General features: G+C 59.6%; 15 protein-coding genes and 1 tRNA gene. 2 read left to right on the top strand and 14 right to left on the bottom strand.

The window, feature by feature from the left end; translation table 11 throughout:
• Positions 1-178 precede the first annotated feature (178 nt).
• From arsC to V7Z56_RS06950, 5 genes are all read right to left on the bottom strand, one after another.
• A complete protein-coding gene (gene arsC / locus V7Z56_RS06970; protein WP_334128652.1) occupies positions 179-577 on the bottom strand; it encodes an arsenate reductase (glutaredoxin) in 399 nt (132 codons plus the stop codon).
• Positions 574-1626 carry an ACR3 family arsenite efflux transporter gene (arsB, locus tag V7Z56_RS06965; protein WP_334128651.1) on the bottom strand — a complete coding sequence of 351 codons (1053 nt, stop codon included), beginning with the start codon at positions 1624-1626 and terminating at the stop codon, positions 574-576. The genes arsC and arsB overlap by 4 nt, the downstream gene beginning before the upstream one ends.
• 111 nt (positions 1627-1737) lie before the next feature.
• On the bottom strand, positions 1738-2085 hold the full coding sequence (locus V7Z56_RS06960) for an ArsR/SmtB family transcription factor (protein WP_334128650.1): 348 nt from the start codon (positions 2083-2085) through the stop codon (positions 1738-1740).
• Between the two features lie 238 nt (positions 2086-2323).
• Positions 2324-2410: transfer RNA gene (locus tag V7Z56_RS06955), tRNA-Leu, on the bottom strand.
• Between the two features lie 63 nt (positions 2411-2473).
• Positions 2474-2728 carry a FliM/FliN family flagellar motor switch protein gene (locus tag V7Z56_RS06950; RefSeq protein ID WP_334128649.1) on the bottom strand — a complete coding sequence of 85 codons (255 nt, stop codon included), beginning with the start codon at positions 2726-2728 and terminating at the stop codon, positions 2474-2476.
• A gap of 112 nt (positions 2729-2840) precedes the next feature.
• Here V7Z56_RS06950 and lipB point away from each other — a divergent pair, with 112 nt between their 5' ends.
• On the top strand, positions 2841-3497 hold the full coding sequence (lipB, locus tag V7Z56_RS06945) for a lipoyl(octanoyl) transferase LipB (RefSeq protein ID WP_334128648.1): 657 nt from the start codon (positions 2841-2843) through the stop codon (positions 3495-3497).
• Positions 3498-3578: 81 nt separating this feature from the next.
• A complete protein-coding gene (locus tag V7Z56_RS06940; protein WP_334128647.1) occupies positions 3579-4379 on the top strand; it encodes an adenylate/guanylate cyclase domain-containing protein in 801 nt (266 codons plus the stop codon).
• Here V7Z56_RS06940 and V7Z56_RS06935 read toward each other — a convergent pair.
• The 9 genes from V7Z56_RS06935 to V7Z56_RS06895 form a co-directional block, all read right to left on the bottom strand.
• Positions 4360-6327 (bottom strand): acetyl/propionyl/methylcrotonyl-CoA carboxylase subunit alpha, encoded by a 1968-nt coding sequence (locus tag V7Z56_RS06935; protein WP_334128646.1) that lies wholly within the window; start codon positions 6325-6327, stop codon positions 4360-4362. The two genes, V7Z56_RS06940 and V7Z56_RS06935, sit on opposite strands and share 20 nt — an antisense overlap.
• 17 nt (positions 6328-6344) lie before the next feature.
• Positions 6345-7877 carry an acyl-CoA carboxylase subunit beta gene (locus V7Z56_RS06930; RefSeq protein WP_334128645.1) on the bottom strand — a complete coding sequence of 511 codons (1533 nt, stop codon included), beginning with the start codon at positions 7875-7877 and terminating at the stop codon, positions 6345-6347.
• Positions 7878-7898: 21 nt separating this feature from the next.
• Positions 7899-8588 carry an ATP12 family chaperone protein gene (locus V7Z56_RS06925; RefSeq protein ID WP_334128644.1) on the bottom strand — a complete coding sequence of 230 codons (690 nt, stop codon included), beginning with the start codon at positions 8586-8588 and terminating at the stop codon, positions 7899-7901.
• Positions 8589-8687: 99 nt separating this feature from the next.
• Complete coding sequence (locus V7Z56_RS06920; protein WP_334128643.1) at positions 8688-9359, bottom strand: HAD-IA family hydrolase; 672 nt, start codon at positions 9357-9359, stop codon at positions 8688-8690.
• A 71-nt stretch (positions 9360-9430) separates the two neighbouring features.
• Positions 9431-11107, bottom strand: coding sequence for a 2-isopropylmalate synthase (gene leuA / locus V7Z56_RS06915; protein ID WP_334128642.1), 1677 nt, complete (start codon positions 11105-11107; stop codon positions 9431-9433).
• Positions 11108-11494: 387 nt separating this feature from the next.
• Positions 11495-12493, bottom strand: a complete 999-nt coding sequence (locus V7Z56_RS06910) for an RluA family pseudouridine synthase (RefSeq protein ID WP_334128641.1) — start codon at positions 12491-12493, stop codon at positions 11495-11497.
• A complete protein-coding gene (gene crcB, locus V7Z56_RS06905; protein WP_334128640.1) occupies positions 12490-12870 on the bottom strand; it encodes a fluoride efflux transporter CrcB in 381 nt (126 codons plus the stop codon). Before crcB ends, V7Z56_RS06910 begins: the two co-directional genes overlap by 4 nt.
• Positions 12867-14183: a replication-associated recombination protein A gene (locus V7Z56_RS06900; protein WP_334128639.1), complete on the bottom strand. Its 1317-nt coding sequence runs from the start codon at positions 14181-14183 to the stop codon at positions 12867-12869. The genes crcB and V7Z56_RS06900 overlap by 4 nt, the downstream gene beginning before the upstream one ends.
• Positions 14180-15598: a DegQ family serine endoprotease gene (locus tag V7Z56_RS06895; RefSeq protein WP_334128638.1), complete on the bottom strand. Its 1419-nt coding sequence runs from the start codon at positions 15596-15598 to the stop codon at positions 14180-14182. Before V7Z56_RS06895 ends, V7Z56_RS06900 begins: the two co-directional genes overlap by 4 nt.
• Positions 15599-15627 lie beyond the last annotated feature (29 nt).

Here is a 15627-nt window from a genome sequence, read left to right as displayed (position 1 = left end):
CGGTCGGCTGCGCCAGTAAAACAGGTGAGTCTCCCCGAGTTTTTTTGAATAAAAGCAAGCCGATACCTTTATAGCATGCAATCAGGGCGGCGTCGGGATAAGTTTCAGAAATTGTTCTGCCTTTTTAAGCGACCGGCCGCCAATTCGACTTCTTGCGCCGATGAAAGCCATCAGGGATTCACCTCTTGACGATTTCACCGTCCTCTTTTGTAAACAGGCCGATATCGGGATTTTCAAGAATCTCCAGTACCACCTCCGACGGGCGACAGAGCCGCGCGCCCTTACTGGTGACGACAATCGGCCGGTTGATCAGGATCGGGTGATCCATCATCGCATCAATCAGTTCCGCTTCCGTCAGTTCAGGATTATCAAGACCAAGCTCCTGAAACGGCGTCCCCTTTTCCCGCAACAACGCGCGCGCTGTGATACCTATTTGCCGGATGAGGGATTCCAGTTCCTCACGGTCTGGCGGTGTTTCAAGATACAGTATGATCTCCGGTTCAACGCCGGACTGGCGAATCATCGCCAGCGTATTCCGTGAGGTGCCGCAAGCAGGGTTATGATAGATACGGGTCATGACGCTTTCCTTTCTTCAAAATGGCGGCGGGACCGGTTTGCAAGAGAAACGAGAGACAGCATGACCGGCACTTCAACCAGCACCCCGACAACGGTTGCCAGCGCTGCGCCGGAATTCAGCCCGAACAGGCTGATGGCAACGGCGACGGCCAGCTCAAAGAAATTCGACGTACCGATCATGGCGCAGGGAGCGGCAATTTTATGCGGCACCCGCATGCCGTATGCCGCACCATAGGCAAGGACAAAAATGCCATAGCTTTGCAAAATGATCGGCACGGCGATCAGGGCAATAATCAGCGGGTTCGCCAGAATGGCAGAGGCCTGCAAGCCGAACAGAATAACCACGGTTGCCAGCAATCCGATGACCGAAAGGGGTTTTATGCGGGCCATAAAAGCAGCAACGCGGGCAGGATCCCCGAGCAGCCGACGCGTGACAAGTCCGGCGATCAAAGGCAGAACCACATATAGAACCGTCGCCAGCAGCAGGGTTTCCCAAGGCACTGTGATTTCCGCAACGCCCAAGAGCAGTGCAACAATCGGCGCAAACGCAAAAACCATGATCAGATCGTTTACCGAGACCTGCACCAGGGTGTAGAGCGCGTCCCCCTTGGTCAGCTGTGACCAGACGAAAACCATCGCCGTGCAGGGCGCCGCACCCAGCAGAATAAGACCCGCGATATATTGCGCCGCATCTTCCGCCGGAATGAACGGCGCAAAAACATAGTCGAAAAAAAGCACCGCGAGCAGCGCCATGGTGAAAGGCTTGATCAGCCAGTTGACGACAAGCGTGATAAGAAGACCCTTGGGTTGCCGCGCAATATCGGACACAGCAGAAAAATCCACTCCCACCATCATCGGATAGACCATTGCCCAGATCAGAACGGCGACGACAAGATTGATGGACGCCACCTCCGTCGCTGCAATCGTTTCCACAACACCGGGTGAAAAGGAGCCGAAGACAAGCCCCGCCAAAATCGAAAGCGCCACCCATAACGTCAGCCAGCGTTCAAACACGCCAAGGCCGGAGGGGGCATCAGAAACATCTGTCATGTCACACCTTATTCATCTGATTGAATTTCAAAACGCCCGCACAGGCTGACAGCCAAGGTCGGGCCGAGGTCATTTCGGGGGGATAAGACAATGCAAAGCCGCCGCCATTGGTCATCCCTCATCGTCCCCGCGCCGGCAGGAGATTTCGCTGATAACCGGCTGACATAGTTCGGGATGACCCCCGCAACAGTCTTCCAGCAGGAAACTCAAAAGCGCGCGCATTCCCTGCATGTCAACAAAATAGCGGATGGATCGCCCCTGCCGTTCATTGCGCAGGAGACCTGCATTTACAAGGATGACAAGATTTGCGGACAAGGTATTGGGGCGCACATCGAGGGCATCGGCAATGTCTCCCGCCGCCATCCCCTCCGTCCCCTTCGTTATAAGCAAACGGAAAATTTCCAGACGGGTCGGTTGGCTCAAGGCTGAAAAGGCGGCAAGGGCGTTTTTTATTTCCATATTTCATGAAATATAGAAATAATATCTATCCGTCAAGGCTGAGAATTGCCAGCGGGAAGTGCCTGCACGGTACAACGGCCCGCCGTGACAACAGCCCCGGCCGGCTGCGGACAGTGCATATTATTGCATATCGCTCAATTAATTCAGAAAAAAGATCCCTGACTGGTAGACGGATATCGGGCACTCTGGCAATACCCTTCAATCCTGCAAGGACAATCACAAACTGCTGTTTATGATATGGTGCGGTCGAGAAGACTCGAACTTCCACCCGTGTTACCGGACAGCGACCTCAACGCTGCGCGTCTACCAATTCCGCCACGACCGCAATGGAGCGTGAGATAACAAATGTTTGCCCGCGCTGCAACAACTGAATTGCTTTTTTGGCCAATTAAAATTCGGGCAGGTTTCTTTTCACCTTGTCGGTGATGGAAATCCCGATGTTATCGTCGACGATGACGATCCCGCCATAGGCGATGGGCTTGTTGTTGGCAAGAACGATCGCGTCGTCATCGGCGCCGGCGTCAAGCTCGATCACCGCACCACGGCCCATTTTCAAAAGCTGGTGGATCGGCATCACGGCCTTGCCGAGAACGACCGAAATCTCGACGTCAACGCCTTCAATTGCCTTGCCTTCCTCGCTCATGACCTTCACCCTTTGACTGAGAATGGGGGAAGTATGCGCGAACAGGGTTAAGACGCGGTTAATGCGCGGGGCGAGGATTTGTTGTTTTTGAGAAAACTGCTATAACCCCCTCATGCACCAGATCGAATGGAAAATATCGGATCAACTCGTCCCCTATGAGATGGCGCTCCAGGCGATGGAGGCGCGCGTTGCCGACATTCGAGACAAAGGCGCCCCGGAACTCATCTGGCTGCTGGAGCATCCGCCGCTTTATACGGCCGGCACCAGCTCCGATCCTGCCGACTTGCGCGATCCGGAGCGTTTCCCCGTCTACACGGCCGGCCGCGGCGGGCAATATACCTATCACGGGCCGGGGCAGCGCGTCGCCTATGTCATGCTCGATCTCAAGAAACGCGGCGCCGATGTCCGCGCCTTTGTGCAGGATCTCGAAGACTGGGTGATCGAAACGCTGGCGCAGTATCAGATTCGCGGCGAGAAGCGCGAGGGCCGCGTCGGCGTCTGGGTGGATCGCGGGTATCGCGAGGACAAGATCGCCGCCATCGGCGTGCGGGTGCGCCGCTGGGTCAGCTTTCACGGCATCTCCATCAATGTCGATCCCGACCTTAGCCACTATGGCGGCATCGTGCCTTGCGGCATCTCGGAGCATGGCGTTACATCTCTCGTGGATCTTGGCATCCCGGTCAGCCTGCCGGAGTTTGACAGCGAGCTGAAAGCCGCGTTCGAGCGCGTCTTTCTGACGCGCGGCATTCCGGGCGTCCTCCTTCCCTGACGGCGACCGCACCGGCTTAAACACCCCCGTGACTCTATTAGGAAAATGCGATATAATGGGCGCTCAGCAAGGTGCCTTACGATGTCCGACGAACTGCACAGCGATCTGCAAACGGAGCAATGGCGAAAAGTCCTCCGGGACGGGCATCTTGGGAAAAAATTCATGGCCCGCTTCTGGCGCCTGCTTCCCGGACCGCCGCGCTGCAAGGGGTGCAACAACCCGTTCGGCGGCATCGGCGGCCTTCTCTGCCGCTCCATCGGTATGGTTCCGTCGAAAAAGAATCCGCGCCTTTGCACCCTCTGCTGCGAGAAGATGCCGCTTGGCGGCGCGGAGGTTGAGTTGGCTATCCTGTTCGCCGATGTGCGCGGCTCGACCGAGCTTGCGGAGCGATTGGGGCCGGAAAAATTCGCGGCGACGCTCAACCGTTTCTACAATACCGCAACCGAGGTCCTGATCCGCCGCGACGCGACCATCGACAAGCTGATCGGTGATGAGGTGATGGCGTTTTTCGTCCCCGGCTTTGCCGGCCCGAATTTCCGGCAGGCGGCGATCGACAGCGCGATCGATCTCCTCTCTGCCCTCGGCTATGCGGGCCGCGGCGAGCCGTGGCTGCCCGTCGGCGTCGGCATCGATTCCGGCATCGCCTATGTCGGGAATGTCGGCAACAACGAATATCTTGATTTCACGGCGGTTGGCGATCCGGTGAATACCGCCGCGCGTATTCAGGCCGCAGCGGGCCCGGGTCAGCTTCTTGTCAGCGCAAGAACGCTTCCCGAGGGCCCGAGCACCTATCCCGGCCTCACGCCGCTCTCCCTTACCCTCAAGGGCAAGAAGGAGAGCGTCGAGGTCTACTCGGTTCCGCTTACTCGAACTCGAGGATAACGTCATCCACCGCGAGCACGTCGCCTGCGCCCGCCTTGACGGCGGCAACGACGGCATCCTGCTCGGCGCGGAGGATATTCTCCATCTTCATGGCTTCAACGACCGCGAGCGGCTGGCCGGCCTTGACCTCATCGCCTTCCTTGACGTTGACGGCAACGACCATGCCCGGCATCGGGCAGAGGAGGAATTTCGACATGTCCGGCGCGACCTTGATCGGCATCAGCTCGGCAAGACGCGCCGCGTGGGGCCGGCGGACAGCAAGTTCGACAACCGCGCCGCCATGCGTCAGGCGGATACTGCCGCGATAGAATTCGAGCTGCGCGATCACTTCCTCGCCGTCGACCTTCGCCTTGATGCGCCGCTTGCCGGGTTTCCACTTGCTGCGGACCTCGAGGGTCTTGTCGCCGATCTCGACGTCGATGCCCTTGTCCGCATCTTCGACGGAAACAGCGACGGAGCGCTCCTTTCCTTCACTGACAACCCACTCCTCCGCCGTCTTCTCGACGACATCCTTGTGTGAGCGGCTGATGTAACGCAGGTGTACGAGCGTCGCCACCGCAACCAGCTTCTCGAACGTCTCGTCGCTGAGCGGCGCGCCGTGGAAGCCGTCGGGATATTCCTCGGCGATAAAGCCGGTGGTCAGGTTTCCGGCGCGGAAGCGCGGATGGCTGACGACGGCATTCAGGAAATTGATGTTGTGCGAAATACCGCTTACCTCATAGGCATCGAGGGCGCGGCGCATCTCGTCGATTGCCGCCTCACGCGTCTCGCCATAGGTAACGAGCTTGGCGATCATCGGATCATAGAACATGGTGATCTCGGATCCCTCGCTGACGCCCGTATCGACGCGCACATTGTCGCCCTTCGGCGCCTTGTAGCGGCTGAGGCGGCCAATGGACGGCAGGAAGCCGCGATAGGGGTCTTCGGCATAGAGACGGCTCTCCACCGCCCAGCCCTTCAACTTGATATTCTCCTGCTTGAGGGCGAGCTTCTCGCCATAGGCGATGCGGATCATCTGCTCGACAAGATCGATGCCGGTGACAAGCTCGGTCACCGGATGCTCGACCTGCAGGCGGGTGTTCATTTCGAGGAAATAAAAATTCCTGTCGCTGCCGACGATGAACTCGACGGTGCCAGCGGAATGATACTCCACCTCGCGGGCAAGCGCGACGGCCTGCTCGCCCATGGCTTTACGCAAGGCTTCATCGACGAATGGGCTCGGCGCCTCTTCGACGACTTTCTGGTGGCGTCGCTGGACGGAGCATTCACGCTCGCCGAGATAGAGGCAGGTGCCATGCTTGTCGGCCAGCACCTGGATTTCGATATGGCGCGGATCGACAACGAATTTCTCGATAAAGATACGGTCATCGCCAAAGCTGCTGATCGCCTCATTTTTCGCCGACTGGAAGCCCTCGCGCGCTTCCTCGTCATTATGCGCGATACGCATGCCCTTGCCGCCGCCCCCAGCGGAGGCCTTGATCATCACCGGATAGCCGATCTGGCGCGAAATCTCGACGGCGTGATCGGCATCGTTGATAAGGTCCATATGCCCCGGCACCGTGTTGACACCGGCCGCATGGGCCAGCTTTTTCGAGGCGATCTTGTCCCCCATCGAGGCAATCGCCTTCTTGCCGGGGCCGATAAAGACGATACCGGCAGCATCCAGCGCATCGGCGAAGGCCTGGTTCTCGGACAGGAAGCCGTAGCCCGGATGGACCGCCTCGGCGCCCGTCTTTTTGCAGGCATCGATGATCTTGTCGATGACGAGGTAGCTTTCCGCCGCCGCGGCCGGGCCGATATGCACGGCTTCATCGGCCATGCGCATATGCATGGCGCCGTCGTCGGCATCGGAATAGACGGCGACCGTCTGAATACCCATGGCGCGGGCGGTGCGGATGACGCGACAAGCAATTTCGCCGCGGTTCGCGATCAGGATCTTTTTAAACATTTTCTTTTCCCTCTCCCTTACAGCGGAATGTTGCTGTGCTTCTTCCACGGATTTTCGAGATGCTTGTTTTTCAGCATGCGCAGCGAATTGATGATCCGGTGCCGGGTGTTGTTCGGCATGATCACATCGTCGATAAAGCCGCGGTGCCCGGCGACAAACGGATTGGCGAAGCGCGCCTGATACTCATCGGTGCGTTTCTGGATTTTTTCAGGATCGCCAAGTTCGGAGCGGAAGATGATCTCAACCGCGCCCTTGGAGCCCATCACCGCGATTTCCGCCGACGGCCAGGCGTAGTTGACGTCGCCGCGCAGATGCTTCGAGGACATCACGTCATAGGCGCCGCCATAGGCCTTGCGGGTGATGACCGTGACTTTCGGCACCGTCGCCTCGGCGTAGGCAAAGAGCAGCTTCGCGCCGTGCTTGATAATTCCGCCATATTCCTGCGACGTTCCCGGCAGGAAGCCCGGCACGTCGACAAGGGTGACGATCGGGATATTGAAACAGTCGCAGAAGCGGACAAACCGGGCCGCCTTTTTCGAGCTGTCGATGTCGAGACAGCCGGCGAGCACCATTGGCTGGTTGGCCACGATGCCCACCGTCTGGCCATCCATGCGGCCAAAACCGGTGATGATGTTCTTGGCGAAGTTCGGCTGGATTTCAAAGAAGTCGTTCTCATCGACCAGCTTCAGGACAAGCTCCATCATGTCATAGGGCTTGTTGGGGTTGGCGGGAACCAGCGTGTCGAGCGACTTTTCTTTCCGGTCCGGATTATCGAAGCTCTTGCGCTCGGGCGACTGCTCGAGATTGCTGGAGGGCAGGAAATCAACGAGGCGGCGGACTTCCGTCAGCACTTCGACGTCATTGTCGTAGGCGTTGTCGGCAACCGAGGATTTGGTAGTATGCGTACTCGCGCCGCCCAACTCTTCGGCCGTCACCGTCTCGTTGGTGACGGTTTTAACCACATCCGGGCCGGTGACGAACATGTAGGAGCTGTCGCGCACCATGAAGATGAAGTCGGTCATCGCCGGCGAATAGACCGCCCCGCCCGCGCAGGGGCCCATGATGACCGAGATCTGCGGCACCACGCCGGAGGCCAGCACGTTGCGCTGGAAGACCTCGGCATAGCCCGCAAGGCTGTCGATGCCTTCCTGGATACGCGCGCCGCCCGAGTCGTTAAGGCCGATAACCGGCGCGCCGACCTGCACGGCCTTGTCCATGATCTTGCAGATTTTCTTGGCGTGATATTCGGAAAGCGATCCGCCAAAGACAGTGAAATCCTGGCTGAAGACAAAGACCAGCTTACCGTTGATCGTCCCATGCCCCGTCACGACGCCGTCGCCGATCACGGTTTCATTCTGCATGCCGAAATCGACGCAGCGGTGTTCGACGAACATGTCCCACTCTTCGAACGATCCTTCGTCGAGCAACAGATCGATGCGCTCGCGCGCGGTCAGCTTGCCCTTGCTATGCTGGGAATCGATCCGCTTCTGACCCCCGCCCAGCCGGGCGCTCGCCCGCTTTTGTTCCAACTGCTGAATGATATCCTGCATGTCCCTACCTCAGCTTAGATTTTAAATCAGTTCCAGAAAGCGAACGCTTGCCGCCAAACTTTCTTTGTTATTCTTTCGTCGCACCATAGCCTCGTGATCGGCGCCCCAGGTTTCCATCACATGGGTTTCGTCCAGTTCGCTAATCTCGAAGGCCTGATCGGCCGTCAAACGCCGCTCCAGAACCGCCAGCGCAATGACCAGCGACCCGGCAAGCGCCGTGATGTTATAAAGTGGCGCGAGCGCCAAATCCGTTTGCGCCGCCACCACATCTCGAAGCCGCGTCAGCGCCTCAGGCGGCTGCGGGATATGCATTACCCCTTCGCCGACCGTCAGTCGCACGCCATGCCGCTCCGCCAGCCACTCCAGCATCGGATCCCACGCCTCGGACTGGCGCGCAACCAGACTTTGCGGATGGGTCGCCCGATAGCAGACAAGGTCCGTGCCGCCATAGACGGCGATATCGTCAATCACCTTCTCGCGCTGCGGAACAACCCGGTCAATCGCCGTCGCGGCCGTTTGCATCAGCGGCATGGTGGCCGGAACAATCTCTGCCTCCTGCGCCTCCCACTCCGCCGCAATGGCATCGGCAAGCGCTTTCGTCGGCAGAAGCAAAGCGGCCTTTGCCGGCGTCTTGATCATTCGGCCATCCAGAAGAATACGGAACCCCCCGTCTCCTTCCTCCGCTGTTACCTTTTTATAAAAGCGTTTCATCCGGCCGTCTTCACATTTTCTTCGCGCGCCACCTAACAGTCGTTTGGCTTATAGAGATTACACAAAAAAATGCAAGGACTGACTTGGACTTTACGCCCCTTAAGGGGCCTCGACAATGTCAAGAAGCTCATCGAAATGATCGATAATCCACTCCGCGCCGGTTTCCTTCAGCTCCGATGCGTCGTGATAGCCCCAGCTCACCCCGACCGCCCGGCAGCCGGCGTTTCGCGCCAGCATCATATCGAAGGTGGTATCACCGACCATAAAGGTGCGCTCGCGCCGCCCGTCGACTTCGCTCATTGCCTTGTCGAGCATCTGCGGATGCGGCTTTCCGGGGTTGTGGTCGGGCGTCTGCAGAGAGCTGAAATATTTCTGCAGCCCATGCTGCTCGATCACGGCATGAAGGCCGCGCAACGACTTGCCGGTGGCGACCGCCATGGCAATATCGCGCGCATAGAGGGCATCCAGAACCGGCCGCACACCGTCAAACAGCGGCTCGTGATGGTCGATCTGGAGGCGGCGGTGAAAGAAGGAGGTTTTATAGGTGGTGACGATCCGGTCGAGCTGCTCGAAGGAGAGCGGCCGGGCAGCGAGACTGCGCACCGCGACATCGGGGTTGAGGCCGATCGTGCGCCGGATCGACTGGTCAGACGGCACGGGAAGCCCGGCTTCCTGAAACGCCTTCTGCATGCAGGCGATAACATTATGCGCACTGTCGACAAGAGTGCCGTCGCAGTCAAAAACGACGAGAGTAACCGCGCTGGAAACCATGCCCAACTATCCTGAAAGTCCGAAAAAAGGAAAAGGCCGGCGGAAATCCCGCCAGCCCGTTCGGTTTAGTCTTACTTTTTCGCTCTGGAACGATTAACCGCACTCGTAATGGCGCGGAGCGACGCGGTTACGATATTGGCATGTTTGCCAACGCCGAAAATCGGATCGCCGGCGGAATCGCGCATCTCCACATAGGCCATTGCGACGGCATCGGAGCCGAAGCCGGTCGTATGCTCGCGATAGTCATTGACCTTGAGGTCAATATCAAACTTGCTGCTGAGGGCCGCCATATAGGCGTCGATCGGGCCTGTCCCCCGTCCCTCCAGCTTGATCTCCTTGCCGCCGTCGCGCACCGTCGCAACGAGGCTACGCCGCTCGCTTTCCTCGGGATCGGCGACGGACTGGTGATTGACGAACTCGAGGCCGCCGTTTGTCACCAGATACTCCTTCTCGAAGAGGTCATAGATCGCCGCCGACGACAGCTCCTTGCCGGTCTCGTCGGTGACGGCCTGAACGACCTTGCTGAATTCGATCTGTAACAGACGCGGCAGCTCGATCCCGTAATCCTCTTCCAGCAGATAAGCGATGCCGCCCTTGCCGGACTGGCTGTTGACGCGGATCACCGCATCATAGTTGCGCCCGAGATCGGCCGGATCGATCGGCAGATAGGGAATTTCCCAGAGCGGGTCATTGGTTTTCTTCATCGCCGCAAAGCCCTTCTTGATGGCGTCCTGATGGGAGCCGGAGAAGGCCGTGAAGACGAGATCGCCGCCATACGGGTGACGCGGATGCACGGGCAGCTGGTTACAATATTCGACGGTGCGGACAACCTCGTTGATATCGCTGAAATCAAGCTCGGGGTTGACGCCCTGCGTGTACATATTCATTGCGATGGTGACGACATCGACGTTACCGGTGCGCTCGCCGTTACCAAAGAGCGTGCCCTCGACGCGGTCAGCGCCCGCCATCATCCCCAATTCGGCCGCCGCAACGCCCGTGCCGCGGTCGTTATGCGGATGCAGGCTGAGCAGCAGCTTGTCGCGGTTCGGCAGGTTGCGGTGCATCCATTCGATCTGGTCGGCATAGATATTGGCGCTCGCCACCTCGACGGTCGCCGGCAGGTTGATGATGATCTTGTTGTCAGCCGTCGGCTTCCAGATCTCCATCACCGCATCGCAAACCTCGCAGGCATATTCGAGTTCCGTCTGCGTGAAGCTTTCGGGCGAATATTCCATCTGCACCTTGGTTTCCGGCATCTCGTCGGCGAGCTGGCGAACCAGCGTTGCCCCGTCCGTCGCGATCTTCTTGACGCCCTCCATTCCCTCTTCAAACACCACCCGGCGCTGCAGCGTCGAGGTCGAGTTATAGAGATGGACGATCGCCTGCTTGGCGCCGCGGATACTCGCAAACGTCTCGCGGATCAGCTCTTCGCGCGACTGGGTGAGCACCTGGATCTTCACGTCATCCGGGATTTCATTCTCATCGATCAGGAAACGTACAAAGTCAAAATCCGTCTGCGAGGCGGCAGGGAAACCAACCTCGATTTCCTTGAAACCGAGCTTCACCAGATGACGGAACATGCGCAGTTTGCGCTCATGGCCCATCGGCTCGATCAGCGCCTGGTTGCCATCGCGAAGGTCAACGCTGCACCAGATCGGCGCCTTGGTGATCACTTTCGACGGCCACTGTCGGTCCGGCAGATTGATCGGCGTAAACGCCCTGTATTTTTCTCCGGGGTTAAAAGTCATTTTTCTTATCCTTTTATTTTTGTATCGGACCTCGTCAGTCCGCAAGTTTCAGCAATTCGGTTCGATGCAGCCTGCATACGGTCGCCGGGCGCTGCGCATACCCGTGCGACCGCAAAGAAGTCGCGAGAGCCCCCCGGAGGAGCCTGCAAACTCTTCCCGCCGATAGCCGATAAATTTTCCAAAGATGAATGACCCAGAAGGTTTTGTAACGTTCATTGAATATCCGAAGATTTTGAGAAAAGGACAGCACTAGCCCCGGCACTTAACTCAGAGTGCCGGGCCAATAAGTCGTAGGCTCAAAATCCGGATAGCATGTGTCATGCCCAGAAATGTAAATATTGAGCGCCAATAGTCAAGCCAAAAAGCGCCGAATCCGGCCCTTTCGCCTCAAAAACCCCACTCGGCGAAGGGATCCTCATAGTCATTTTCATGAAAGCCGAGCAGTTTCCAGCTTTCCGCCATATGCCGATCGAGCGGCGCCGTAACGGTTATTTCCCCGCCAGAGGGATGCGAAATCGTAATCTCGCGGGCGTGCAGATGCATCTTCTTGCTGATCACGCCGTCAAGAAACGCCTCCGAGCCGCCATATTTTCCATCGCCCACGATAGGCGTGCCGATCGCGGCGGAATGAACGCGGAGCTGATGGGTGCGCCCGGTCAGCGGTTTGAAGGCGACCCAGCAGGCTTTCTGGGCCGCCATGCTGATAACCGAAAAGTCGGTGATTGCCTTCTGGCCGTCCCGATCGACCACCACCTTCTCGCCGTTGGCGGTGACGATCTTGGTGAGGTTATAGCTGATGCTGCCCTGGCGCGGCTTCGGGACACCGGCGAGCAGCGCCCAGTAGATCTTGCGGGTGGAGCGCTGTTTGAAGGCCTCCGCGAGATGTTTCGCCGCCTGCCGCGTCCGCCCGATGACGAGCACGCCCGAGGTGTCCTTGTCAAGCCGATGGACGAGGCGCGGCTTCTCCGGATAGTCGAAGCGGAGGCCCGCAAGCAGCCCGTCAACATGGCGTGTCTGCCCGCTGCCGCCCTGCGTCGGCAGGCCGGCGGGCTTGTTAAGGACAATGACTTCGTCATCCATATGCAGGATCATGCCGCGAATCTCGGCGATATCCGCTTCACTAAGGCGCTGCGGCAGCGCATCCTGCGTCTTCTCGCGCGGCGCCGGCTTATATATATCATCAGGGAGCGGCGGGATGCGGACAATCTGCCCGGCCTCCAGCCGGTCGCCGGCCTTCGCGCGTTTCTTGTCGACACGGATATCACCCTTGCGCAGCAACTTTTCGAGCTGCACATGCGTGAGACCCGGGAAATGCGCCCGGAACCAGCGATCCAGCCGCTGATCGGCGTCCTGTTCGCTCACCGTAAGATGCTGTACGCGACTCATGTCAAAACCATTTTCATCAGATAGAGCCCGGCAAAAAGCCCGGCGATAGAAAGAACGACGCTAAGCAGGATATAGAGCGCAGCACTCAGCATCTCGCCTTTTTCGATCATCAGCGCGGCATCGAGCGAGAAGGCGGAGAAGGTGGTGTAGCCGCCGAGGAATCCCGTCACCAGCAATGCCCGGAGTTCCGGCGAGATGGAGATGCGCAGCGCCAGCAGCTCGATCAGAACGCCCATCAGAAACGAGCCGAGGATATTGACGACAAGGGTGCTGTATGGGAAGCCCGCGCCGACAAGGCGCAGCATCAGATGCCCCGTTCCGTAACGCGCGCACGCCCCAAGCGCGCCGCCGAGCGCGACCGAAAGATACATCGTCATTCGTCCGTCTTCCCGCCCTGCCTGCCTGCCCGGAGCCGCGCCCAATAGTCGAGGCGCTTCTGGATCTCCCGCTCGAAGCCGCGTTCCACCGGCGAATAATACTGCGCGCGCGGCATTTCGTCGGGGAAGTAATTCTGCCCCGAAAAGCCGTCCGCCGTGTCGTGGTCATATTGATAGCCAGCGCCATAACCGATGTTCTTCATCAGTTTGGTCGGTGCGTTCAGGATATGTTTTGGCGGCATGAATGAGCCGTTCTTTCGCGCCGCGGCCCGGGCCTTGCCATAAGCGCGGTAGACGGCATTCGATTTCGGCGCGGTCGCGAGATAGATGACCGATTGCGCAATCGCGAGTTCCCCCTCAGGCGAGCCGAGAAACTGATAGGCCTCCTTCGCCGCGTTGGCCTGCAGAAGCGCGTTGGGGTCCGCCATGCCGATATCTTCCGCGGCAAAGCGCACGAGACGGCGGGCGAGATAGAGCGGATCCTCCCCGCCATCCAGCATGCGCGCGAACCAGTAAAGCGCCGCATCCACATCCGAACCGCGCAGCGACTTGTGGAGCGCGCTGATCAGGTTGTAGTGCCCTTCGCGGTCCTTGTCATAGGCCGGCGCGCGTTTCGCCACAACCTGCGGCAGCTCCGCCACGGAGAGTATGTCGCTGCCCGAGCGGAACACCGCCTCCACCATATTAAGAAAGAAGCGCCCGTCGCCGTCGGCGAGGTGGATGAGTGCCGCCTTCGCCTCGTCATCGAGCGGGATCGGCCGCCCTTCGAGCGCCTCGGCCCGCTCCATCAGCGTTGCGAGCGCCGCCTCGTCCAGCCGGTTCAGCACCAGCACCTGGCAGCGCGAGAGCAGCGCGCCGTTCAGCTCGAACGACGGGTTCTCCGTCGTCGCGCCGACGAGGGTGATGGTGCCGTCCTCGACGTAAGGGAGGAAGCCATCCTGCTGCGAGCGGTTGAAGCGATGGATCTCATCGACGAAGAGCAGCGTCGTCTTGCCGCCGGCGCGGCGCTGCTTTGCCGCATCGAAGGCCTTGCGAAGATCGGCAACGCCGGAGAAGACCGCCGAGATCTGCTCGAAATGCATATCCACCTCCTGCGCGAGTAGCCGCGCCATGGTGGTTTTGCCCGAGCCCGGCGGACCCCAGAAGATGAGCGAGGCGAGCCAGCCCGCATCCAGCATCCGGCGAAGCGGCCCATCCTTCATCAGCAGGTGATCCTGCCCCACCACCTCCTCGAGACGGGACGGGCGGAGCCGGTCGGCGAGCGGCCGCCCCTTGTCGCTCTCACCCCCGGCGGCTTCAAAGAGAGTTGTCACGAGTTGACCTTGAAGGCAAGCGTCCGGCCACCCCTGCGGATCGTGATATGCCAGCTCCCCCGCGCCTCTTCGAGCGCGGTGCGCGCGCCCGCGACGGTGCTGACCTTCGTCTCGTTCACCTGCAGCAGGATATCGCGCGGAAGGAGGCCGTAGCGCTCTGCGACGCTGCCCTGCGCCACCTCATCGACAACGACGCCTTCGGTAAACGCCGAGAAGCCGAGCTCCAGGGCATAGGCGGGCGAGAGGTTACCGAGCGTCACGCCGGAGAGCGGATGCCGGCCCGTCAATGTCTCGAGGGCCCGCGGCGGGTTTTCCGGCGCGGGCGTCAGGTTCATTTCAAGATCAACCTGCTCGCCGCCGCGATAGACGCCGAGCGTTGCCGTGCTGCCGACAACGCTGGACGCCACCCGGAACGACAGCGTTTCCGGTGACAGCACTTCCCGCCCGTCGATGGAGACGATGACATCTCCGACTTTAAGGCCGGCATTATAGGCGGCGCTGTCGGGATGGATGCGGCTGATCAGGACGCCGCCCGGCTTTTCAAGGCCGAGGCCCTCGGCAACATCGACGGTGATCTCCTGGCCGCTCGCGCCAAGCCATGGGCGCACCACCTTGCCGGTCGCAAGACCGTTCGCAAGTACCGCCTTCACCATGTTGGCCGGAATGGCGAAACCGATGCCGAGCGAGCCGCCGCTCTTGCTGAAGATCGCCGAGTTGATGCCGGCAACCTTGCCATCCATGGTGAGCAGCGCGCCGCCCGAGTTGCCGGGATTGATCGCCGCATCGGTCTGGATGAAGGACTGGATTTCATTGCTGACGCCGGCGTTCCGATCGAGCGCCGAGATAATGCCGCTCGTCACCGTCTGGCCGACACCGAAGGGATTACCAATGGCGATCACCAGATCGCCAATCTCCAGCAGGTCGGAATCGGCGAGCTCCAGCACCGGCAGGTTCTCCCCGTCGACATCGATTTTTAGGATCGCAAGGTCCGTCCGCTCATCGGCGACCAGCACCCGCGCATCGAACTCGCGCCGGTCCGAGAGCGCCACCGTGATCTCGTCGGCCCCGCCAACGACATGGTAATTGGTGACGATAATGCCCTTGGCATCGACGATGACGCCGGAGCCGAGCGAATTCTGGATTTTCTGGCGCTGCCGCGGCGGGCCGAAATTGCCGCCAAAAAAGCGCTGGAAGAAGGGATCGTCAAAGAGGCTTGAGCGCGTCTGGGTGATTCGCGTCCGGGTGAAAATATTGACGACCGCCGGCACCGCCTTTTTCACGAGTGGCGCGAAAGACAGCATGATCTGCGTCTGGCTCTCCGGCACGGCGACGTCACGCGCGGCGGCAGGCTGTGCGGCAATCATGAGAAGGCCGACGAAAAAGACAGGCAACAATTTGCGGGACTTGACCGTCATGCTACAACCCGGACTGATGAAATTTCCAA

The organism is Sneathiella sp., assembly GCF_036844445.1.
In the GTDB taxonomy this organism is placed as follows: Bacteria; Pseudomonadota; Alphaproteobacteria; order Sneathiellales; family Sneathiellaceae; genus Sneathiella.
The sequence above is the reverse complement of the archived record's forward strand: the minus strand, read 5'-3'. Positions and strand labels throughout refer to the sequence as shown.

Bases quoted from the DNA above. Each gene is read 5' to 3' on its own strand.
- arsC (WP_334128652.1), bottom strand. From the start codon at position 577: ATGACCCGTATCTATCATAACCCTGCTTGCGGCACCTCACGGAATACG.
- arsB (WP_334128651.1), bottom strand. From the start codon at position 1,626: ATGACAGATGTTTCTGATGCCCCCTCCGGCCTTGGCGTGTTTGAACGC.
- V7Z56_RS06960 (WP_334128650.1), bottom strand. From the start codon at position 2,085: ATGGAAATAAAAAACGCCCTTGCCGCCTTTTCAGCCTTGAGCCAACCG.
- V7Z56_RS06950 (WP_334128649.1), bottom strand. From the start codon at position 2,728: ATGAGCGAGGAAGGCAAGGCAATTGAAGGCGTTGACGTCGAGATTTCG.
- lipB (WP_334128648.1), top strand. From the start codon at position 2,841: ATGCACCAGATCGAATGGAAAATATCGGATCAACTCGTCCCCTATGAG.
- V7Z56_RS06940 (WP_334128647.1), top strand. From the start codon at position 3,579: ATGTCCGACGAACTGCACAGCGATCTGCAAACGGAGCAATGGCGAAAA.
- V7Z56_RS06935 (WP_334128646.1), bottom strand. From the start codon at position 6,327: ATGTTTAAAAAGATCCTGATCGCGAACCGCGGCGAAATTGCTTGTCGC.
- V7Z56_RS06930 (WP_334128645.1), bottom strand. From the start codon at position 7,877: ATGCAGGATATCATTCAGCAGTTGGAACAAAAGCGGGCGAGCGCCCGG.
- V7Z56_RS06925 (WP_334128644.1), bottom strand. From the start codon at position 8,588: ATGAAACGCTTTTATAAAAAGGTAACAGCGGAGGAAGGAGACGGGGGG.
- V7Z56_RS06920 (WP_334128643.1), bottom strand. From the start codon at position 9,359: ATGGTTTCCAGCGCGGTTACTCTCGTCGTTTTTGACTGCGACGGCACT.
- leuA (WP_334128642.1), bottom strand. From the start codon at position 11,107: ATGACTTTTAACCCCGGAGAAAAATACAGGGCGTTTACGCCGATCAAT.
- V7Z56_RS06910 (WP_334128641.1), bottom strand. From the start codon at position 12,493: ATGAGTCGCGTACAGCATCTTACGGTGAGCGAACAGGACGCCGATCAG.
- crcB (WP_334128640.1), bottom strand. From the start codon at position 12,870: ATGACGATGTATCTTTCGGTCGCGCTCGGCGGCGCGCTTGGGGCGTGC.
- V7Z56_RS06895 (WP_334128638.1), bottom strand. From the start codon at position 15,598: ATGACGGTCAAGTCCCGCAAATTGTTGCCTGTCTTTTTCGTCGGCCTT.